20 protein-coding genes are annotated in these 21,864 nt (G+C 66.9%); 7 read left to right on the top strand and 13 right to left on the bottom strand.

The features are described from left to right. Positions 1-96 precede the first annotated feature (96 nt). Together P3L18_RS12185 and P3L18_RS12180 are read left to right on the top strand one after the other, a co-directional pair. Positions 97-1,758, top strand: a complete 1,662-nt coding sequence (locus P3L18_RS12185) for a DEAD/DEAH box helicase (RefSeq protein ID WP_020170571.1) — start codon at positions 97-99, stop codon at positions 1,756-1,758. A 125-nt stretch (positions 1,759-1,883) separates the two neighbouring features. Next, on the top strand, positions 1,884-3,107 hold the full coding sequence (locus P3L18_RS12180) for a PQQ-binding-like beta-propeller repeat protein (protein WP_014360820.1): 1,224 nt from the start codon (positions 1,884-1,886) through the stop codon (positions 3,105-3,107). Between the two features lie 28 nt (positions 3,108-3,135). Here P3L18_RS12180 and P3L18_RS12175 read toward each other — a convergent pair whose 3' ends face one another. Both P3L18_RS12175 and P3L18_RS12170 read right to left on the bottom strand, forming a co-directional pair. Further along, entirely contained in the window at positions 3,136-3,927 is a 792-nt protein-coding gene (locus P3L18_RS12175) for an AAA family ATPase (RefSeq protein WP_006368657.1), read from the bottom strand. Between the two features lie 108 nt (positions 3,928-4,035). Then, the gene (locus P3L18_RS12170; protein WP_346348429.1) at positions 4,036-4,611 is read right to left on the bottom strand and encodes a hypothetical protein; all 576 of its coding nucleotides are present in this window, start codon (positions 4,609-4,611) and stop codon (positions 4,036-4,038) included. Positions 4,612-4,698: 87 nt separating this feature from the next. Here P3L18_RS12170 and P3L18_RS12165 point away from each other — a divergent pair, with 87 nt between their 5' ends. After that, positions 4,699-5,646, top strand: coding sequence for a diacylglycerol kinase family protein (locus tag P3L18_RS12165; protein WP_276114177.1), 948 nt, complete (start codon positions 4,699-4,701; stop codon positions 5,644-5,646). Positions 5,647-6,090: 444 nt separating this feature from the next. Continuing rightward, positions 6,091-6,345, top strand: coding sequence for a WhiB family transcriptional regulator (locus tag P3L18_RS12160; protein ID WP_006330074.1), 255 nt, complete (start codon positions 6,091-6,093; stop codon positions 6,343-6,345). A gap of 94 nt (positions 6,346-6,439) precedes the next feature. On the opposite strand, the gene P3L18_RS12155 is transcribed toward P3L18_RS12160, so the two are convergent. From P3L18_RS12155 to P3L18_RS12115, 9 genes are all read right to left on the bottom strand, one after another. Beyond that, on the bottom strand, positions 6,440-7,966 hold the full coding sequence (locus tag P3L18_RS12155) for a sensor histidine kinase (RefSeq protein ID WP_276114176.1): 1,527 nt from the start codon (positions 7,964-7,966) through the stop codon (positions 6,440-6,442). A gap of 36 nt (positions 7,967-8,002) precedes the next feature. Further along, complete coding sequence (locus P3L18_RS12150) at positions 8,003-8,224, bottom strand: biotin/lipoyl-binding carrier protein (protein ID WP_020170567.1); 222 nt, start codon at positions 8,222-8,224, stop codon at positions 8,003-8,005. A 305-nt stretch (positions 8,225-8,529) separates the two neighbouring features. Further along, positions 8,530-8,841, bottom strand: a complete 312-nt coding sequence (gene rsrA, locus P3L18_RS12145; RefSeq protein WP_020170566.1) for a mycothiol system anti-sigma-R factor — start codon at positions 8,839-8,841, stop codon at positions 8,530-8,532. Then, entirely contained in the window at positions 8,838-9,575 is a 738-nt protein-coding gene (locus P3L18_RS12140) for a sigma-70 family RNA polymerase sigma factor (protein ID WP_231386948.1), read from the bottom strand. Before P3L18_RS12140 ends, rsrA begins: the two co-directional genes overlap by 4 nt. Before the next feature lie 408 nt (positions 9,576-9,983). Beyond that, a complete protein-coding gene (locus tag P3L18_RS12135; protein ID WP_276114175.1) occupies positions 9,984-11,051 on the bottom strand; it encodes an AraC family transcriptional regulator in 1,068 nt (355 codons plus the stop codon). Between the two features lie 16 nt (positions 11,052-11,067). Then, complete coding sequence (locus P3L18_RS12130) at positions 11,068-11,754, bottom strand: hypothetical protein (RefSeq protein WP_253194037.1); 687 nt, start codon at positions 11,752-11,754, stop codon at positions 11,068-11,070. After that, positions 11,754-13,163 carry a glutamate decarboxylase gene (locus tag P3L18_RS12125; RefSeq protein ID WP_079930555.1) on the bottom strand — a complete coding sequence of 470 codons (1,410 nt, stop codon included), beginning with the start codon at positions 13,161-13,163 and terminating at the stop codon, positions 11,754-11,756. The genes P3L18_RS12130 and P3L18_RS12125 overlap by 1 nt, the downstream gene beginning before the upstream one ends. An 80-nt stretch (positions 13,164-13,243) precedes the next feature. Next, positions 13,244-15,205 carry a YhgE/Pip domain-containing protein gene (locus tag P3L18_RS12120; protein ID WP_276114174.1) on the bottom strand — a complete coding sequence of 654 codons (1,962 nt, stop codon included), beginning with the start codon at positions 15,203-15,205 and terminating at the stop codon, positions 13,244-13,246. Between the two features lie 3 nt (positions 15,206-15,208). Then, complete coding sequence (locus P3L18_RS12115) at positions 15,209-15,895, bottom strand: ATP-binding cassette domain-containing protein (protein ID WP_276114184.1); 687 nt, start codon at positions 15,893-15,895, stop codon at positions 15,209-15,211. Between the two features lie 872 nt (positions 15,896-16,767). Between P3L18_RS12115 and P3L18_RS12110 the strand changes: the two genes are divergently transcribed. The 3 genes from P3L18_RS12110 to P3L18_RS12100 all read left to right on the top strand — a co-directional run bounded on the left by P3L18_RS12110 (position 16,768) and on the right by P3L18_RS12100 (position 19,221). Beyond that, positions 16,768-17,802, top strand: a complete 1,035-nt coding sequence (locus tag P3L18_RS12110; protein ID WP_276114173.1) for a linear amide C-N hydrolase — start codon at positions 16,768-16,770, stop codon at positions 17,800-17,802. Positions 17,803-17,927: 125 nt separating this feature from the next. Beyond that, positions 17,928-18,428, top strand: coding sequence for an aminoacyl-tRNA deacylase (locus P3L18_RS12105; RefSeq protein WP_276114183.1), 501 nt, complete (start codon positions 17,928-17,930; stop codon positions 18,426-18,428). A 46-nt stretch (positions 18,429-18,474) separates the two neighbouring features. After that, positions 18,475-19,221 carry an SOS response-associated peptidase gene (locus P3L18_RS12100; protein WP_276114172.1) on the top strand — a complete coding sequence of 249 codons (747 nt, stop codon included), beginning with the start codon at positions 18,475-18,477 and terminating at the stop codon, positions 19,219-19,221. Between the two features lie 18 nt (positions 19,222-19,239). Here the strand turns inward: P3L18_RS12100 and P3L18_RS12095 are convergent, their stop codons facing one another. After that, the gene (locus tag P3L18_RS12095) at positions 19,240-20,274 is read right to left on the bottom strand and encodes a zinc-binding alcohol dehydrogenase family protein (RefSeq protein WP_276114171.1); all 1,035 of its coding nucleotides are present in this window, start codon (positions 20,272-20,274) and stop codon (positions 19,240-19,242) included. 2 nt (positions 20,275-20,276) lie between these two features. Beyond that, a complete protein-coding gene (locus tag P3L18_RS12090) occupies positions 20,277-21,773 on the bottom strand; it encodes an NAD(P)/FAD-dependent oxidoreductase (protein ID WP_276114170.1) in 1,497 nt (498 codons plus the stop codon). Positions 21,774-21,864: the final 91 nt, after the last annotated feature.

The following is a 21,864-nucleotide window of genomic DNA, read 5'->3' as shown; positions in this document are numbered from 1 at the left end:
GGAGTTCCGAGAACCACTCGACCCGGTGCCACTCGCAGGATTCGTGGAGCCTTTCGTGCGCGCTCGAGCGACACACGAAAGGCACACGCACCACCCATGAGCACTCCCGAACTCCAGACCGACGAGGTCCAGACGACCATCGTCGACGAAGAGCACACCTCTCCGACCTTCGCCGACCTCGGCGTGGACGAGCACATCGTGTCGGCACTCGCCGACGACGGCAAGACCCGCACCTTCGCCATCCAGGAACTGACGTTGCCGCTCGCCCTCGGCGGCAGCGATCTGATCGGTCAGGCCCGCACCGGCATGGGCAAGACCCTCGGTTTCGGCGTTCCGCTGCTCCATCGCCTCGTCCACCCCGAGCAGTCGGGTGTGCGACCCCTGGACAACACCCCGCGCGCGCTGGTGATCGTGCCGACCCGCGAGTTGTGCCTGCAGGTGACCGGCGATCTGGAGGTGGCCGCCAAGAAACTCGTCGTCACCCTGCCGAGCCCTGATCCGGTCGAGGGCGACGACGCGCCCGCCGCGAAGCCACGGCGTCGGCCGCTGAAGATCACCTCGATCTACGGCGGACGCCCGTACGAGTCGCAGATCGCGGATCTACGTGCCGGCGTCGACGTGGTCGTCGGCACCCCGGGTCGTCTGCTCGACCTCGCCCAGCAGGGTCACCTCATTCTCGGCAAGGTCGCGGTACTGGTACTCGACGAGGCCGACGAGATGTTGGATCTTGGCTTCTTGCCCGACATCGAACGCATCATGGCCACGCTGCCCGACCAGAAGCAGACCATGTTGTTCTCGGCGACGATGCCGGGGCCGATCGTGACCCTCGCGCGCACGTTCCTCAAGCAGCCCACCCACATCCGCGCCGAGCACGCCAACGACTCCGCCGTCCACGAGCGGACCACCCAGTACGTCTACCGGGCGCACGCACTCGACAAGGCCGAACTCGTCGCACGCATCCTGCAGGCGGAGGGTCGCGGGGCGACCATGATCTTCACGCGCACCAAGCGGACCGCGCAGAAGGTCGCCGACGACCTCGCCGAGCGCGGGTTCTCCGTCGGCGCGGTCCACGGTGACCTCGGCCAGGTGGCCCGCGAGAAGGCACTGAAGAAGTTCCGCACCGGTGAGATCGACGTGCTCGTCGCCACCGACGTCGCCGCGCGCGGCATCGACATCGACGATGTCACCCACGTCATCAACTATCAGTGCCCCGAGGACGACAAGACCTACGTGCACCGCATCGGCCGGACCGGTCGCGCCGGACGCACCGGGATCGCGGTCACCCTCGTCGACTGGGACGAACTGCACCGGTGGGAGCTGATCAACGCCGCCCTACAACTCGGTGTGCCCGAACCGGCCGAGACCTACTCGACCTCCGAGCACCTGCGCGACGAACTGTCCATCCCGGAGTCGGCGACCGGACGGATCACCGCTCCCCGACGCAGCTCGGCCGACGGCGAGGGCGAACGCACCGAGCGACGCGAGCGCCGGGAGCGACCCACCCGCAGTTCCCGCACGCGCCGCCGGACCCGCGGCGGTCAGGCGGTCGACGCGGACGGCGAGCAGAACACGACTGCCGATGCCGCGACGACGGCCGACACCGACGAGCGCCCGGCCGACAGCAAGGGTTCGGCCGACGCGGAGTCGGCCAACGACGCCGGCGACGCTCCCCGCAAGCGCCGGCGTCGCCGTGGCGGCGCCCGACGTCGTGGTGGGCAGAACGCGCCGGCCACCTCGGACACCGGCGCCTCGGAGTAAAGTCCACCGGACCTGCCGACGCGCAGCCGCGACGAGGAGTATTCGAGATCAGCACGTCGACCCCATCCCGGAAGCCGCCTGCGCGTCGGGTACGCCCGGAGCGACGCACCCGCGTCGACCTCCTGGTGAGCCTGTTCATCGTCGTCGTGCTCGTGGTGGCGGGGGCGATCGTCTGGTGGATCAGTCCCGCCCGGACCACCGACAGCGTCACGGCGAGTACAACTCCCCCGGCGATCACACCGGCCACCGGCGTGCCCGAAGCCTTCGCCTCACGGTGGTCTGCCGAGTCCGCGGCCACCGACGTACCGGCGCTCACGGCGTCGACGATCGTCACCGCCGACGGCGGGACGGTCGCCGGTCACGACCCCACCACCGGCCGGGTCCTGTGGCGATACTCGCGTGACTCCGCACTCTGTACCGCTGCGGCCGCATGGCCCAGCAGCGTCAACGAGGTCCTTGCGGTGTACCGCAATTCGCGCGGCTGCTCGGAGGTGACCGCGCTCGACGGGTCCACCGGTGCCCGCAAGGGCGCCCGCACCAGCGATGCCGACGACACCCTGCACCTGATCACCGACTCCGGCTACGTCCTGGCACAGGGGCCCGGCCGTCTGGAGACGTGGGGATCGAACATGGTGCGCGGCATCGAATACGGACGCGTGACCGCACCGGTCAAACCCGGCGTGCAGCCCGGCCGCACCGACTGCCACCTGTATTCGTCGGCGATCTCGGGCGATCGGGTCGCGGTCATCGAACGATGTGCGGGCGATCCCGGATACCGGCTGACGGTGCTCGGTGCGCTACTCGACAGCAACGAACAGGTCACCCAGTACGGATCGTCACTCATCACCGATCGGGCGTCAGCCGACCCACCCGCACTGATCGCGATGAGCACCTCCGGGATCGCGGTCTACGACGGCGGCACCAACGGCAACGGTCCCACGCCTGCCACCCCGAGGATCCGCCTGTTCACCGCCGACGGCGCCGCCGGCGCATCGAGTGAGGTCAAGGGGTCACCGCAACCCCCGGTCGACAGCGTCGCCACGTTCTCGTCGGGGCTGATCACCTACTACACCGGCCAGGCCACCGTCGTCTTGGACGCGCAGTCGCTGCGCCCGCGCTATCAGATCCCGGCGGCCCTCGGTCCCGGTGAGGTGATGGCCGGTCAGTTGTTGCTGCCGAGTCCGTCGGGGATCACCGTCCGCGATCCCGCCGACGGCGCTGACATCCGCACCATCACCCTGCCGCGGCGCTCTCCGGCCGACGGCACGACGGTGATCCTGCGTGTTCTCGGCGATCTCGTCGTCGAGCAGCGCGGAGCCCAGCTGGAGGTCTTCGGGCCGCAGGCGTGACGCCCGGACCCCGGCGCGGAACGACGGATCAGGCGAGGTCGGCGGTACGCACGTCCCCGCCGCCGTCCCAGTACTTCCAGAGATTCTCGGCGAGCTCGCGATATGCGGTGGCGCCCTTGTTCTTTCGGCCCCGCATCACCGATGCACCGGACGCCGACGCCTCGGCGAAACGCACCGTGCGCGGGATCGGCGGATCGAGGACGGGAAGGCCGTAGCGGTCGGAGACATCCGAGAGCACGTCACGACTGTGGGTGGTGCGCGCGTCGTAGAGGGTCGCCACCGCGCCCAGCATCGTCAGCCCCGGGTTGGTGATCTGCTGGACCTCGGTGACGGTGCGCATCAGTTGACCGACGCCCCGGTGCGCGAGCGTCTCGCACTGCAGGGGCACGATCACCTCGTCGGCGGCAGTGAGCCCGTTGAGGGTCAGCACACCCAGCGACGGCGGGCAATCTATCAGGATCACGTCGAAATCCTCGGCGACCTCCGCGAGCGCCCGTTTCAACGCGTACTCCCGGCCAGGCCGCATCAGCAACAGTGCCTCCGCCCCGGCGAGGTCGATCGTCGCGGGCAGCAGGGTGACGTTGTCCTCCGTGTCGAGCAGGACGTCAGCGATCTCCTCGTCGCCGAGCAGCACGTCGTGCACCGACGACTGCACCTGATCCGGATCGTGACCGAGCGAAAACGTAAGGCACCCTTGCGGATCCAGATCCACAACGAGAACCGACGAGTCCAGGTCCGCCAGCGCCGCCCCCAACGACGCGACCGTCGTGGTCTTGGCCACCCCACCCTTTTGGTTCGCAACCGCAAGCAAGCGCGTCATGGGTCCACTGTAAGGCTTTACCCAGGCAAATACTGTGCGCCGACCCGTACCCCACCGCGACGCCCAACCGTGGGCCACTGCGATGCGAGGGGCCGCTGCGATGCGCAGCTACTGATTGCGCCCTCGTTGACGTCGCGTCGTGCGCTCGGCCCGCCGTGCGGGTGCGGGCGTCGGCTCGTCGATCTCCAGATCGCCGGCCAGCCAGCGGATCGACGCCGGCGTGAACAAGCCCACCAGTGTGATGAGTGCGAGGACGGCCAGCGGGACGGCGAACCACGGTTGGTGACTGGTGAACAGGTAATACGACACCGGTAGCAGCAGGATCTGCGCGACCAGCGAGATCGCGCGTCCCCACCGGCGGCCGACGAGTAGCGCCACCCCGCCGGCCAGCACACCACCGAAGATGATGGCGAGCCACAACGCGGTACCGATGCCGTTGAACGCGTCGTGCCGGTCCTCGGTCAGACCGCGCACCACGAGGACGACGGCGATGACCAGGGCCACCACGCCCTCGAGGGTCGTCAGCGCTCCCGCCACCCGAATGGCGGTCGGCGGCCCATCGGTGTCCGCCGGATCGCGATGGGACACCGACGCGTCCGACTCGCCCGGTTCGGTGACTCGCGGCTGGTCATCGCCGGATCGCCGGCCGCGCTGCCCACCCCCCGGCTCACTGCGTTTGCTCACCTTTCCAGGGTAAGCGGACCGGCCGCGGGGCTCACAGCGCCCGCCCGGCCGACCACGTCGGGCATCGACCCCATATCCTCGGGTGTCGTGCGCGTCATGCTCATCGTCAATCCGTTCGCCACCGCGACCAGCCCCGCGGGCCGCGACGCTCTCGTCAACACCCTGAGCGCGCACTTCCCGGTCGACGTCGAGCACACCACCCATCGCGGACACGCAGGTGAACTCGGTGCGCGAGCGGTGGCCGAGAATTACGACGCGGTGATAGTGCACGGTGGCGACGGGTCGGTCAACGAGACGGTCAACGGACTGCTCGGACCCCCCACACACACCCCGCCGGCCCACCTGCCCGCCCTGGCCGTGATCCCCGGTGGCAGCGCCAATGTATTCTCACGCACACTCGGTATCGATCCCGATCCGTTGCAGGCGACCCGTCAGATCATCGATCTGCTCGACCGTGACAGTCACCGGCGAATCGGCCTGGGCCACTCCGCCGATCGATGGTTCCTGTTCAACGCGGGTATGGGGATCGACGCGATCATCGTGCACGCGATGGAGGACAAGCGGCACGCGGGCAAGCCCGCCACCCCCGGTCGCTACCTCTGGACGACCATCGCCAGCTTCCTTCGAAATGCCGGTGGCACAGCCAGTTTCACGGTCACCGCAGCGGGTCACGACCCGAGGACCGGCGTGCGGTTCGCCTTCGTCTCCAACACCAGCCCGTGGACCTACCTCGGCCGGCGTGAGATCCGGATCAATCCGAGCACCGGCTTCGACACCCGGCTCGGCGTCTTCGCCGCGACGTCGACCGGCGTGCTGCGCAATCTGCCGCTGGCAACGCGTCTACTCACGCAACGCAATCCCAAGGCGCATCACCTCTTCCGCGACGACGACGTGGCGTGGGTCACGTTCGCAGCCACCGAACCGGTGGATGTGCAGATGGACGGCGACTACATCGGGGCCTACACGGACATCCGATTCGATCATCGACGTGACGCGCTCGACGTGGTCGCACCCGTGCCGTCCCCGACGACCTGACGCAACATCCCCGTCACCGTGTCAACACCTGGCCGCAGCACGGCGAGGAGCCTTGACAGCGCGGCCCAACCCCTGTGACATGGAGCGTTGTCACGGTCGCCCGGTGGTGCACGTCACCCGGTGGTGTGACGAAGCGGACGATCGAGAACAAGCCGACCTGGGAAAACGCGTGACGCGGCGCGGGATCGAAGCGTAGGATAGATCATCGGAGTTCGAGCTGACGCACGGACCCCCTGCCACCGGGGGTCAGCCGAAGTGATATTGCGACAACAGTGATATTGCCCACGTGTTAACGGAACACCATTGACTTCGGCTGGATTCGTGAAAGTATTCACAAGCAACAGCGCGGAAACAATCGGTGCCTCCGCGTGAACGATCGGTTACAGCCAACACGAACCAACCAACGGTTATCGAGTGGTGCCCCGAGCACCTGAAGGAGAAGGAATGGACTGGCGTCACAAGGCAATCTGTCGCGACGAGGATCCGGAGCTGTTCTTCCCGGTGGGAACCAGCGGTCCGGCCATCGCCCAGGTCGCTGATGCGAAGCTCGTCTGCGCGCGGTGCCCGGTCACCGCCGAGTGCCTGTCGTGGGCTCTGGAATCGGGCCAGGACGCAGGCGTCTGGGGCGGCATGAGCGAGGACGAGCGTCGTGCACTCAAGCGGCGCACCGCACGCACCCGTACCCGCAGCAGCGTCTAACGAGCAGCGAACACGGCCGCCACTGTCCGGCGGCCCACAAGAGACCCGGCCTCGGCCGGGTTTTTTGTTGCCGCCTCCCGGCGAACCGCAGATCTCAGCGCGGGTCCCGACGCAGCGGCACCACCAGGACGACCTCGGCCCCCGGACCGTCGGGATTGGCCCCGGCGCGCACCTCACCGCCGAGTTCGATCGAGACCAGGGTCTGCACGATCCGCAGCCCCAGGCGTTCCGAGGCCGCGAGGTCGAACCCGTCGGGTAGCCCCGAACCGTTGTCGCGCACCGCAATCCGGAGCCGACGCACGTCTCGGTCGGCCCGGATGTCGATGCGCGCATCGGTGCGCGACGGAGCGAATCCGTGCTCGATCGCGTTCTGCACGAGTTCGGTGAGAACCATCACCAGCGGCATCGCGAGATCCGAGGCGAGCACGCCGAGCCGGTCGCGACGGCGCACCATCACCGGCTGCTCCCCCGAGGCGACGTCGACGAGGGTGGGCACGAGGCGATCGACGGCCTCGTCGAGGTCGACCTCTTCATCGACGCTGCCGGAGAGCAATTCGTGGACGAGCGCAATGGACGCCACACGTCGTACCGCCTCGGTGAGTGCGGTGCGTGCCTCGTCGTTGGTGGTGCGCCGCGCCTGCAGGCGCAGCAGCGCCGACACCGACTGCAGATTGTTCTTGACGCGGTGATGGATCTCCCGGATCGTCGCGTCCTTGCTGATCAGGGCGAGGTCGCGCCGTTTGACCTCGGTGACGTCGCGGATCAGGACCACCGCCCCGGAGCTGACCCCACGCGGGCGCAGGGCTACTGCACGAATGAGCACGGTGGCACTGCGGGCGTCGGCCTCCATCCGCATCCCGATGTCGCGGTAGGGGCCCGCGGGCGGATCGCTGATCCCACAGGCGGCGTCGATCATCAACGCGGCATCCTGCGACTCGAACGGATCGGTCAGCAGTGTCGCGGTCACCTCCGAGAGCCGGGCGCCACTGAGGTCGGAGGTCCAACCCATGCGATGAAACGCCGACAACGCGTTGGGACTGGAGTAGACGACCATGCCGCGGGCGTCGATCCGCACGAAACCGTCGCCGGCACGCGGGGTGGACAGTCCCTGCGGATTGCCCTCGTACTGCGGGAATGTGCCGTCGGCGACCATCTGGCACAGGTCATTGGCCGAATCCTGGTACGCCAGTTCGAGCGGCGAGGGCAGCCGCGGATGGGTCAGGTCGACCGCACGGGTCAGCACCCCGACGATCCGCTCGTCCCCGGACGGGTCGACGAAACGCACCGGCACCGTCTCGCGCCGGATGGCCATCGCGCCCAGCCACGTCGGGTCCTCGTCCCGCAGGATGCGGCCCTCGGCGAAGGCCCGTGCCACCTGCGGATGTACCGCCGGATCGACCACGGTGCCGACCTCGTCACTGGGGAAGACCGTCGAGGCGGTGTTCGGCCGGCATTGGGCGACGTTGACGATCTCGCCGGTGTCGGTGCGCACCGACAGGACGAAGTCGGCGAACGACAGATCGGCGAGCAGTTGCCATTCGGCGACGAGCCGCTGCAGATGACCGGCGGCGCTGTCGGAAAGGGTGGTGTGCTCGGCGAGCAGATCGACCAGGGTGGACATCGGCGATCGGGCCTCCGTACACCGGCACCGGGCCGGTCACGCTCGTTCGTAGACGGCGATGACGTCGCCGGCCTGGATGACGTCGCCCACAGCGACCTTGATCTCGGCGAGGGTGCCCGCGTCCTCGGCGAGCACCGGGATCTCCATCTTCATCGACTCCAGGAGCACCAGGGTGTCGCCGACCTCGACGTGCTGACCCGCCTGGACCAGCACCTCCATCACGCTCGCCACGATCTCTGCCACGACGTCCTCAGCCATGCCCATGAATCTAGGGCATGGGCGACCCCCGGGCAGAAAGCGCCCGAGAACCGAAGAGGCCACGACACGAAAAAGCCCGGGCGGGAGCCGATCATGTCGATCGGCGATCACCGCGCCGGGCGTTTCGCGTTCGCGCTCAGGCGTTGGGACGCTTGCCGTGGTTGGCTGCGTTCTTCTTCCGTGCGCGCTTCTTGCGTCCGCGCTTACCCATGACGGGCCTCCTTCATCCAGATGTGCTCAGCGATTGTCCCACGTGCGGCATCCGATTCGACAATCGCCCATCCGGATCGCCCTGCTCGGGAGACCTAGTCCCCGGTCGAGTAGCGCGTCTCGGTGACGATGACGGACTTGCGGATCTCGATCCGCAGCCGGTCCCGCAGACCCGCCGGTGCCCGCTCGCCACCGCATTTGCGGTTGATGAGCGCTTTGAGTTCGCTCTCGATGCCGTAGTGCGCGAGACACGACGGGCAGTTGTCGAGGTGTCCCTTGAGTCGGGCGCGCGCGTCCGGATCGCATTCGTTGTCGAGCAGCAACCAGACGTCGGCGATCACCGCCGAGCAATCCAGGGAGCTGAATTCCGGGTCGTCGTCGGCCGGTACCTGTGGTTGCTCACTCATCGGGCCACCTCGCTCGTCGTCGCCGAGCGGTTGAATCCGCGCTCCCGGGCGACGTCGGCCAGCAACTCACGAAGTTGGCGGCGTCCGCGGTGCAGGCGGGACATGACCGTTCCGATCGGTGTGTCCATGATCTCGGCGATCTCCTTGTACGGAAGTCCCTCGACGTCGGCGTAATACACCGCCATCCGGAAGTCCTCGGGCAACGCCTGCAGCGCCGCCTTGATCTCGTCGTCGGGGAGGGCGTCGAGGGCCTCGATCTCCGCCGACCGCAGGCCCGTCGACGTGTGCTCGGCGTTCGCAGCCAACTGCCAGTCGGTGATCTCGTCGGTCGGGTATTGCGCGGGCTGCCGCTGCTTCTTGCGGTAGCCGTTGATGTAGGTGTTGGTCAGAATCCGGTACAGCCAGGCCTTGAGGTTGGTGCCCTCGCGGAACGACGCGAATGCGGAGAACGCCTTCACATAGGTCTCCTGCACGAGATCCTCGGCGTCGGCGGGGTTGCGCGTCATCCGCAGGGCGGCGCCGTACATTTGATCGAGCAGCGGCAATGCGTCGCGTTCGAAGCGCTCGGTGAGGTCCTGCGCGGACTCGCCCGGGTCCGCTCGCCGCGGGGCCGCCGAACCGGGTCCGTCGGACGCTCCGGTCGTGGGGCTCGATCCTTCTGAGGGGCTCGACGCTTCTGGACCGGCCTCCGGGGAGCTCTCGCGGCCGTCTGAATCGGGTTCGGTCACTGCGATCCCTTCGGTGGTGACGCCGGTGGACACCGTTGCCGGTGGCCCGATGATGTCGATCAAGTCTACCGATCCGGGGTCGGCCACCGGTGTCCGAGGTTCACTCGATCGGCGTCGGTCGAGCAGCATGTCCGCGCTCACCTACCCACCTGCCTTTCTGCGCTGTAGAACTGCCGACACCGTCGTGTCGGGCGCGGGTTATGGCGCGCCCGCATGCCCGAATCATGTGTCCGGCTCGTTCGTCTGTTGGGGCGAGCGCCGTATCGACCATCTCGTTGATGGCGTTGTGTCCGCCCCGGCCACTGCACTCAACAGGACCGACACCACAATTGTTCCGGCGGCATCGCCCACCCCGGTGTGCGGTGATCGCGTCGGCGGGCTATCCAGACGCGTGAGAGGACCGCCGGCGTCGGGTCACGCCGGTCCGCGATCGGCCGATCCGTCACCGGCCACCGGCGGCACCTCCGTCACGTCCACCGGCTCGGTCCAGGCGTTGCGGAACTCGGCGGGTGTCATGCGGTACTGCGCCCGAAACCGGTTGCGAAGTGTTGACACAGAGCCGAATCCGCATGCCGCGGCAACCATGTCCAGGCCCGGGTGCACCCGACGGAGCAGGAGTTCGCGGGCACGCACGAGCCGTCGCTCGGTGATCATCGTCGCGGGGGTCTCCTCGCTGTCGGCGAAGTGCCGATACAGCTGACGACGGCTCATGTGCAGCGACCGGGCTATGGTCTCCGCGCAGAACTCGGGATCCTGGAAGTACTGCTCGACGAGCGCGCGTGTCGCCGCCCTGACGCTTTTCGAGTCGCCGCCGAGCTCCGAGTCGGACCGACCCTGCGTCAGCAAAGCCCGGACGAGGTCGATCGCGGCGAGCTCGGATCCGGGGTCGGTATCGGCGCCACCGGCTGCGATGTCGCACGCGAAGGTACGGAGGAACGCGGCCGCCGCCCGCGCCAGTGGCGTATCGGACTGCACCGGAGACATCGGCCGATGCGCCGGACCCGATTCGTTGCCGAGCAGACGTACCGGAACCGCGACCCCGGCGATGTCGGAGATCCGCTGCGAGGTGCGCGAGTAGGGCTGATCGTTGTCGAAGATCAGCACGCTGTCGCGCGAATCGTCGGTGACGGACCGGTCCCCCTGGAGAAAGCGACCGCCGTCGGGCACGGTCGTGGTGACCACGAGGTAGGGCGAGGGGTGGTCGCCGATGAGCTCCGCCGACCGCGACACGGTGCACGGGGTCCGCAAGATCACGAAGGCGTGCAGGTCGGTCAGCGGGCGCCAGAAGACGATCTCGTCGAAGTCCTCGGCGACATCGGCGGCGACGTGTATGCCCGGGGTCCGGTTGACCAGTCCCTCGCGCCCGGAGCTGCGGACATAGCTGATCGGATTGTTGCCCACCGGGTTGTCGGCCCCGATGCGTCGACGCCACGCCTGAACCAGATCCGTCGGTAGACCCCGCCGGCGGATCTGGTGGCTCACGTGATCACCGAACTCGCTATCGGGGCCCTCGCGCTCGCCACGCCGGCAGCACGATCAGCGAGGCGACGAAGAAGCAGACCGCTCCCACGAAAGTGCCGGTGTTGGCGAGCACGTCGTCGACGGTGGCGCCGTTGGGCGTGATGTAGGCGCCGACCGCCGATACCCCGAAGGCGATGCAGCCCAACAGGTTCACCTGTCCCGCCCACCAATCGACGTCACCTGGATTCCAGATCGGGTTGCTGTGCGAATACGCCACGAGCACGAACACCGCCGACAGGAGGAACGCCACCGAACCGCCCGCATCCGGCGACCAGACCAGATGTTTCTGGGCGGCCAGGGTGTGGGCGGTGACCGCCGAGGTGGTGCTGACGTTGAACAGCACGGTGCCCAGGGATTGCGAGGCGGCGGCGAGCCATTCGGCCCGGACCATCCGACCGGGCGCATAGTCGACCGCCACGCTGACCGGGCCGCTGTTGATCACCTGGATCAGTCCCGCGGCGGTGAAGAACCACGCGCCGATGAAATAGCAGATGTTGGCGTTGGCGGCGCCCATCCAGATGCCCAGCCACGGTGCGGATCCGAGCGCGAACAGCGCCGAGCCGATCATGAAACCCCAACACTGTTTGGTCAGGGTCGGGACCAGTATCGCCTGCATGGCGCTCGGAGTCGCTGCGGCCGAAACACTCTCGGACGTGGAGCTCATCAGTGATGGAAGTGGGAGCCGGTTCCCTCGCGTGGCATCGGCGACTCCAGCTGATCGAGGAACGCGACCTCACTCTCCAGATCGGTCAGCAACGCCGTCGCCAGATCGTGACTCAACCCCGCACGCACCACGATCCGCTGCAGGGTCCAGTCGGCCAACCCGTCGGCCATCGGATACGCCGGCACCAGCCACCCTTTGAGCCGCAACCGATCCGACAGGTCGTACAGCGACCACTTGTCGGTGTAACCGTCCCTCAGTTTCCACGCGAAGACCGGAATCGTGTCGCCCTTGCTGACCAGCTCGAACGGCCCCAACTCGGCGATCGCCGACGACAGGTACGTGGCCACGTCGATCGATCCCTGCTGGATCAACCGATAACCGTCGCGCCCCAGCCGCAGGAAGTTGTAGTACTGCAACAACACCTGCGCGCCCGGACGTGAGAAGTTCAGTGCCAGCGTCGGCATGTCGCCACCGAGGTAGCTGCAGTGGAACACCATGCTCTCCGGCAAGGCCTCGGTGTCACGCCACACGATCCATCCCAGACCCGGATACACCAGCCCGTACTTGTGTCCCGAGGTGTTGATCGACACCACCCGCGAGACCCGGAAATCCCATTCCAGGTCCGGCTGACAGAACGGCGCCACCATCGCACCCGACGCACCGTCGACGTGGATCTTGACGTCGAGCCCGGTGTTCTTCTCGATCTCGTCGAGCTTTGCCGAGATCTGTTGTACCGGTTCGTACAAGCCGTTGTAGGTCACGCCCAGGATCGCGACGACCCCGATGGTGTTCTCGTCGACGTACTTCTCCAATTCGTGCCCGTCGAACACGAAGTGCTCCTGCGAGACCGGCACCCAGCGGGGCTCGACCTCGAAATAGTTGAGGAATTTCTCCCAGCACACCTGCACCGCCGTCGACAACACCAGATTCGGCTTCTCGATCGACTTCCCCTCCGCCTTGCGCCGGGCCTGCCAGTGACGCTTGAGCGCGAGCCCGCCGAGCATCGCCGCCTCCGACGACCCGATTGTCGAGGTCCCGATGGACTTGTCGACATCCGGCACGTGCCAGAGATCGGCGATGATCTTCCAACACCGATCCTCGATCGCCGCGGTCTGCGGGTACTCGTCCTTGTCGATCATGTTCTTGTCGTAGGTTTCCGCATAGAGTCTGCGGGCCTCGTCATCCATCCACGTCGAGACGAACGTCGCCAGATTCAACCGCGCGTTCCCGTCGAGCATCGCCTCGTCGTGAACGATCTGATAGGCCGTCTCGGGCAGACTCATGCCCTCGGGGATGGCGAACTTCGGATACTCGGTGGCCTCACCGGGACGCACGAACACCGGGTTCACCGTCAACGAATCGTTGAGATTGGTGGTGGCGCGGGCATTGGTGTGCTTTCGCGTGGTCATGACTGATGTCCTTCCGACTGACGAGATGGGCGGTGGTGAGTGCACGAATGATGGGGGTCGGGGTCGTCGCCTCGTGAGGACTACACCTCCACCGGCGGATACAGCCGGTCCATGGTGTACTGCCTGTTGCGGCGCGCGGCCAGGGTCGAGACCGCCAGGAAGACCGCGGTCAGCACGAGTATGACCGCTAGGGACCCCCAGAATCTGTAGTCAACGTTCTCGGCGACGGTGAGTTGCCTCAGGCCCGTCACCGTGTAGGTCATGGGATCGACCCAGTGGATGTACTGGAAGGGTTTGGTCGTGGTCGGCACCGGATAGATGCCACCCGCCGAGGTGAGCATGACCATGAGGAAGGCCAGCGTCACCACTCTGCCGACCGCGAGCCCGAACAACGCGTTGAACATCTGGATCATCGCGAGGAACATCGCGACCATCAGCAGCATGAACCCGAAGGTCGCCCACGGGTGCGACGGTCGCAGTCCCACCGCGAACACCACCACCAGGTAGAGGATGGCGGCTTGCAGGAATCCGACGAAGAACGTCGGGGCATACGACGCGAGCACCACCCGAAACGAGTTGAGCCCCTGGGCGATCGGCCGGGCCTGCAGGGGTTTGAACAGCATCCAGGCGATGATGCTGCCGACGAACAACGCCAGGCCGAAAAAGAACGGTGTGAATCCCGTTCCGAAGGTCGACGCCTCGTTGAGGGTGGTCTCCTTCAACGCGACCGGCTGACCGAGCGTCTTCGCGAGTGCATCCTTCTGTGCCTGCGACCACTGGGGTACGGCCTTGATGCCCTCGTCGACGCCGGTCGCCAACTGTTGGGTACCTGCGGTGAGTTGTGTTGTGCCAGAGGCGAGTTGGTTGGCCCCGTCGGACAGTTGCACCAGGCCGCTGCTCAATTGGTCGGCACCCGAGCTCAGCTCACCCGCCGCCGACCTCGCCGCCTGGATGTCGCTGGCGAGTGTTCCACTCTGCAGCAGGCCCATCACGGCGCGCAGCGGGCTGTTGGGGTCGGACAGTTGTGCCGAGAGAAGGTTGGCATCGCCGCGGACCTGGGTGAGCTGATTGCTCGCCGTGGGCCCGAGGCCCTGATTCCCGAGGAAGTCCTGCACCGGCGCCAGCGAGCCCGCCAACGCGCGGACATTGGGGTCGGAGCTGGTGCGGAGTTGACCGATGACCGCGCCGAGCGCGTTGTAGGCCTGCGACTGAGTCTGCGCGGCCGCGTTCAGCTGGGTGGTCACCGCACCGGTGTTGGCTGCGAGCCGGGTCGCGGTGGCACTCAGCTCGGCCGGACTGAGCCCGGAACTTCCGTTGAGCGCGTTGAGGATCGGCGTGGTCGCCGAGTCGACGGTACTGTTCAGCTCACCGAGGCCGGCGGCCAGCTGTCCCGCACCGTCCTTGGCGGTGACGAGATTGGTCGAGAGTTCGTGCGCCCCGGTGTTCGCCTGTTTCATCCCGGTGTTGAGCTGGTTCACCCCCGATTGCACCTGCGCGAGCTTGGGCATGAGTTTGGTGACGTCCTGCAAAACGATGTCGAAGGTCTGGGCGCCGACCTGGGCGCCCACCTGGTTCACCACCTGCTCGGCGGCGTCCTGTCCCATCACCGTCGCCAGATAGTTGGTGGCGTCGTTGTAGGTGAAGACGAGCTGCGCCGAACGCGCATTGCCGCTCGCGGGCGACGAGACGGCCTCGCTGAAGTCCTCGGGCAACGTGATCGAGAAGTAGTACTTGCCGCCGGCCACGCCGTCGGCCGCTTCCTGCGCCGAAACCTCGTGCAGGTCGAGCTGTTTGGAGTCGACGAGCCCCTGCACCACCTGGTCACCGGCCTTGAGTGGTTGACCTTGCACGGTGGCGCCCTGGTCGGAATTGACCAGGGCGACCGGGATCTTGTTGACCGCGTCGAACGGATTCCAGAACGCCCACAGGTACAGGGCCCCGTACATCAGCGGCATCAGGATGATGACGATGAGGGCGAGCCGAGGCATCCGCCCCCGGTAGTAACGCTTGAAATCGCTGCCAGGCGAGAAAGCGGCGAGCATCCTCTAGATCCGATCTTCTTGGTCGAGCTTGACGAATTCGTGGTCGGTGAGGTTGTGCACCTCGATGACATCGCGGAATCCCAGGTCCGAGAAGCCGCCGTTGACGTCGGCGGTGACGACGGTCTGGTGCCGGCCCAGGTCGATCAGCCGCTGCAGCAGCATGTGGGAACTATTGACCCGATTGAGTCGGTCGACACCGCCCACCACCAGCAACTCCGGCCTGGCGACGTTGGCCACGGCGATGCGGAACAGCGCCGCGGTCAACTCGGGCAGTTCCTCGACGTAGGCGTCCATCGTCGGTAGCGCGTACGGGCCGAAGACCGGCCGACAGATCCTCTCGAGATCGTCGGCGTCGGATTGCGGCACCCACTTGTACCAGGGCGCATGCCACCGGATGGTTTCGGTGAGGACGTCGTGGACCCGGATCGTCTGCTCGATGTCGTCGACCTCGTCGATATCGGCGATCGCCGCCCGGGAGAACAGGTGCTGGGCCTTGTTGGTACGTCCGAAGGCCGTGAGATGACCGGAGGACGGCTTCATCCGGCCGGCCAGCGTCAGCATCAGCGCCGTGCGGCCTCGACCGCCCGAACCGACCAGCACGGTGACACCGCCCCGCCGAACGGTCAGGGTGGTGGGTCCGTAGATGTGGCCCCATGATGCCCGGACCCCGATGTCCTCGGCGATCAGCAGCGCTTCACCGGCCTCGGACGGGTCTGTCCGTGTGCCGGTCCCGGCGACGGGGATCTGTTCGGTCGGTGCTCCGTCGGCATCGTTGTCGTCCGGTCCGAAGTCGGCTCTCGCCTCTGTCACGGCTACCTTTCTCCTGTGCCCACACGCACGTTGTTGTCCGTGGCGGTCCCTTTGTTCGCTGACCGAAGAATCCACCATCTCGACACTTCGCACGAATTCTCTGCACGCGGCCGTGAAACCAACGACGTCATCTAATCTCAGCGTTCGTCGATTCGCCAACAAACTTCCACTTCGCATCCGAGCGACAATCGTCTCGCGAGCAGCCCATCGATTCATCCGTTCGGACCAACGCGGCACCCGGTACCGCGCTCGCGACCTCGCGAGATGCGGCTCTGCCGGGCTCGGGGCAAGCACTTTATCATCGGTATCGCCGCATTGAGGAGAAATCTTGGTGAATGCCGCCTCGGCCCGCGCCGATCATCGGTGTCGGCGGTGCACGAATTGTGACACAGATTTGTTGCCCATCTGTCCCGAATCCGATGTCTCGACCTCCGCATGGGTGACGACGACAAGATCGGCTAACAGTCAGCATGATTCGGCGTCACCGGGGTGATCGGAGTCGGCCCACGAGCGCCGCGGGCACTACATTCGAGGTGCGACATGGCCCGATTTGGGACATGATGCCGACGAATCTGCGACAGTTCTCGGCATAACCCAAAGAATCGAGCCGGACACGACGTGGTGACCTATCGGTACCGGGATAATCATAGTCCGGGGTCGCGCACTTTCCACGGTCGCCCGAAAAGAATTCACCCCTGAAGCAGGACCACCACGCGTGCACCGCGCACGCCTTCGAGAAAGCGGACCCAACAATGTGCACTCGCGTGATCTGGCCGGATGCCAACGGCTCGGTTGTCGTCGGTCGTAACATGGATTTCCACAAGGACCTCATGACGAACCTGTGGAAGCAACCCCGGGGAGTGCAGCGCGACGACGGGGTCAAGGGAGAACTCACCTGGACCTCGAAATACGGCAGCGTCATCGCCACCGCATTCGACATCATCTCCGTCGACGGACTCAACGAAGCGGGCCTCGGCGGACACGTCCTGTGGCTGGCCGAGTCGACCTACGGACAACTCGACGAGTCCCGCCCGGCGTTGAGTCAGGCGATCTGGCTGCAGTACTTCCTCGACAATTTCGCCACCGTCGCCGAGGCGGTCGCGTGGATCGACGAGACGTCGGTGCAGGTCATCCAGATGCCCGATCCGACCGGTGGCAATCCGCCCACCATCCACCTCGCGCTGGACGACGCCACCGGCGACTCGGCGATCATCGAGTACATCGACGGCCGCGCGCAGGTCTATCACAGCGCCGATTACCACGTGATGACCAATTCCCCGACCTACGATCAACAGCTGACGCTGCTCACGCGTTGGGAGGGACTCGGAGGCGATCAGCCGCTGCCCGGTGACACCGAGGCCGAGCACCGCTTCGCCCGCGCGGCCTACTACGCGAAGCGACTGCCGCAGCCGAGCACCCAGCTCGAATCGATCGCGAGCATGTTCAGCGTGATACGCAATGCCGCCCAGCCGTTCCGGATCCCCGACCCCGGCAAGCCGGATGCGTCGCAGACGATCTGGCAGGTCGTGCTCGACCTGACCAACAAGCGGTACGTGTACGAGTCCACCACCCGACCCAACGTGGTGTGGGTCGACCTCGCCGATCTCGACTTCTCCGAGGGCAGCGGACAACTCAAGCTCGACCTGCTGAGCAAACTGTCCCTCGAGGGCGGGATCGCGGGCAACGTGGCTTCGGACTTCGCCGACGACGGACCCATGAGGTTCCTGTCCTTCGCACTCCTCGAACAACTCGAGAAAGCCCAGGGCGCGAGCGCCGCCAAGTCCTGAGCGCGAGCGCCACCACGTCCTGAGCGTCCCCCGGCGAGCGACGTCGGCTCGGTGCGATTTGCCGTGACGGTGGCGTACACGACATCGTGGACGCCACCGTACTCATGCAGCGAGAGGACATCGGTGTGGCCGCCACCCCAGCCGTCGCCGCGCTCACCGCGCAGTCGATTCCCCATCGCGTGCACCGCTACCGCCACGACCCGCGAACCACCGCCTACGGCGCCGAGGCCGTCGACATGCTCGGCGCGGCCTTCGGGGTGGTTGCCGAGCAGATCCTCAAGACGTTGGTCATCGAGTTGTCCGGCACGCGCTCGGGTCTCGCGGTGGCCGTCGTGCCCGTGCCGCGCTCGTTGTCGCTGAAGGCAGCGGCCGCCGCCCTCGACGCCGGGCGCGCGGTGATGGCCGACGCCAAGGCGGTCACCCGGAGCACGGGGTATGTCCTCGGCGGGGTCTCCCCCATCGGACAGCGCACCACCCTGCCGACCGTCGTCGACGAGTCGGTTCTGCGGTGGCCACACGTGTGGTGCAGCGCCGGGCGCCGGGGACTCGAGGTGGAGGTGGCCCCCGCGGATCTGATCGCGATCACCTCGGCGGTGACCGCCGACATCTGCGCCGCCGCGAGCTGACGGTCACGCCGCCCGAGCCCTGGCGCACTGCGGTAGACATGACGTCATGTGCGGACGTTATGCGGTGACCACGGACCCGGCGAAACTCGCTGCCGAGATCGACGCGGTGAACGAGGTGCCGGTTCCGCTGGACGCCGCGGCGGGCACACCGGGGTCACCGGGGCCCAACTACAACGTCGCGCCGACCACGACGGTGATGACTGTCGTCAAACGGCACGACCACGATGATCCCGCCGACGACCCGCGACTGCGCGTGCGGGCCATGCGGTGGGGGCTCGTCCCGGCGTGGGCCAAGGAGGTCGGCAAGGGACCGCTGCTGTTCAATGCCCGCGCCGAGACCGCCGGGGAGAAGAGTTCGTTCCGGGCGTCGGTGGAGTCGCGACGCTGCCTGGTCCCGATGGACGGTTGGTACGAGTGGAAGAAGGGCCCGCCCAACTCCAAGGGCAAGCCGACCAAGGTGCCGTTCTTCATGTCACCGGTCGACGGAACCCGGTTGTTCATGGCCGGCCTCTGGTCGGTGTGGCACGACCGTACCGACGACGCGGCGCCGCTGCTGAGCTGTTCGATCCTGACGACCGACGCCGTCGGCGATCTGCGCGAGGTCCACGATCGGATGCCGCTGATCATGCCCTACGACAACTGGGACGCGTGGCTCGATCCCGACCACCGTGCGCCGGATACTCTTTTCGCGCCGCCGAGTGCCGACGTCGCGGCCGCGATCGCGATTCGTGAGGTGTCACCGCTGGTGAACCGGGTGGCCAACAATTCCCCGGAGCTCCTGAACCCGGTGTGAGGCCCCGCGCCCGGTGGGTCAGTTGTCGGGGACCAGCACCGCCGCGCCGTCGAAACGTCCGGCCTTCAGGTCGGCGAGGGCGGCGTCGGCCCGCGACAGCGGGTAGGTGTGGGTGGTGGCGGTGATCCCGTACTCCTCGACCAGCCGCAGGAATTCGCGACCGTCGCCCCGGGTGTTGGCCGTCACCGAGCGGATCTCCTTCTCATAGAACAGCTCTCGCTCGTAGTTGAGAGCCGGGATGTCGCTGAGGTGGATGCCGGCGATGGAGAGCACCCCGCCGCGGTCGAGGGCCCGCATCGCCACCGGCACGAGCTCACCCACCGGGGCGAAGGTGATCGCGGCATCGAGCGGTTCGGGCGGGGCGTCGTAGGCATCGACCGCGGAGACCGCACCCAACGACAGTGCCAGCTCGCGCGCCTGCTCCCCCCGCGTCATCACGTGCACCCGCGCACCCTGCGCGATGGCGATCTGCGCGGCGAGATGCGCGCTGCCACCGAATCCGTAGAGCCCCAACCGACCTCCGGGCGGCAGCGACGCCCGCATCAGCGCGCGATAGCCGATGATGCCGGCACACAGCAGCGGGGCAAGGGTCACATCGTCGACGCCGCCGGGCAGGTGATAGGCGAAATCGGCAGGTACGGTGGTGAATTCGGCGTAGCCGCCGTCGACATCCCAGCCTGTGTAGGTCGAGTTCGGGCAGAGGTTCTCCGCGCCGCGCACACAGTAGCCGCAGGTGTCGTCGGTGTGGTGGAGCCAGGCGACGCCCACGCGGTCGCCGACCGCGTATCCCTGTGCGCCGGCGCCGAGTCCGACGACCTCGCCGACCACCTCGTGGCCCGGGGTCACCCCGACCCGGTGGACCGGCAGATCACCTTCGCAGACGTGCAGGTCGGTGCGACACACCCCGCACGCACGCATCCTGACGAGCAGCTCACCGACACCGGGTTCGGGGATCGGCTTGTCGACCGGCTGCAGCGGTCCGGGGCGATCCGAACTGTCGTGGTCCGACCCCGGGTCGATCGGCGCAGGTGTGGTGACGGCCCATGCACGCATGCTCACACAGTAGGCGCCATCCGGTACTCGTAGGCGTCGAGTGGGAATCTGCCCATCTCCCGCAGGGTGGTCAGCGTCGACGTGGGGCGCAGCAGCGCCGCCTCCCCCTGGTGGTTGAAGTAGTAGCTCCGTGAACTCGCGCAGTCGCCGCGGTAGAAGACCGACGAATCGAGCTTGTCGGTGACCTCGTCGAGGAACTGCGCATTCGCCTGCTCGGTGACCTCGAAGGTTGTCGCCCCGCGTCGTTTCAGCTCGCCGAAGAGCCGCCCGATGTGGATCATCTGGCCTTCGATGGTGGTGAAGTATGACAACCCGCTGTAGGAGTAGGGACTGTTGAGCGACAACAGATTCGGGAATTTCGGCATGGTCAGCCCCTGGTAGGCCTGGAATCGGCGAGTCCGCCACCAGAGCCCGAGCTCCACGCCGTCACGTCCGACGACCGGAAAGGCGGGAAAGTTGCTGTCCCACAGATCGAATCCGGTGGCGAGGACGAGGGTGTCGATCTCGGTGCGCCGACCGTCGCCCGCGACGATGGCGCCGGGTTCCAGATGGCCGATCCCATGCGTCTCGAGGGTGACATTGTCGCGGATGAACGACCGGAAGTAGCTGTTGGAGAACGTCGGTCGTTTGCATCCGAAGTCGTAGTCGGGGGTCAGGGCTCGACGCAACGCCGCGTCGGGGACCTGCGCCCGCAGATGCGCCCGTGCCAGCAGCGCGGCACCCTTGTTGCCCAGTTTGGCCTGGCGGAAGTGCAGCACGCCGACCACCATGAGCAGTTCCAGCGCTGCCGTGTTCGCCAGGCGTGCCGCGCGCTGCACCAGGGGCATCCGGGCGAACAACTGCTGCACCGGCTTCGGGATCGCCATGTCGAGCTTGGGCACCACCCAGATGGGAGTGCGCTGGAAGACCGTCAGGTGGCGCGCCACCCGCGCCGCCTCGGGGATCAATTGCACCGCGGTCGCACCGGTTCCGATCACCGCGATGCGCTTGTCGGTGAGATCGGCGGAGTCGTCCCAGTCGGCGGTGTGCAGGACCGTGCCCTCGAAGGAGTCGATCCCCGGGAAGTCGGGGATGTGGGGTTGGGAGAGGAAGCCGGTGGCGGTCACCAGATACCGGCACGTGCGCGCCATTCCGTCACCGGTGTGCACCACCCAGAACTGCTGCCGCTCATCCCATTCGGCGGACTCGACGCTCACGCCGAACTCCATGTGCCGCTTGAGATCGTAGGTGTCGGCGACGTGCGTCGCGTAGCGTTTGAGTTCGGGGCCCGGCGCGAACAATCGCGACCAGTAGGGGTTCGGCGCGAACGAGTACGAGTAGGTCACCGAGGCGATGTCGACGGCCAGGCCCGGGTAGTGGTTCACATGCCAGGTGCCACCGAGGTCGTCCTCGCGTTCGAGGATCGCGAGGTCGTCGATGCCGAGACGTCGGAATTCGATGGCCGCCCCGAGCCCACCGAATCCGGCGCCCACGATGATCACCTCGTGATGTGGTCGCATGTGCCCTCCTTCGCGAGGTCACGCGCCCGGGAGGTCACCGCGACCATTACCTGTTACCAGGCTTCACAGTAACCCACATCACCCTGGGAGG

Source organism: Gordonia sp. N1V (assembly GCF_029269935.1).
Taxonomy (GTDB): domain Bacteria; phylum Actinomycetota; class Actinomycetes; order Mycobacteriales; family Mycobacteriaceae; genus Gordonia; species Gordonia polyisoprenivorans.
Note: the sequence above shows the minus strand (reverse complement) of the source record. Positions and strands in the feature narration are given on the sequence as shown.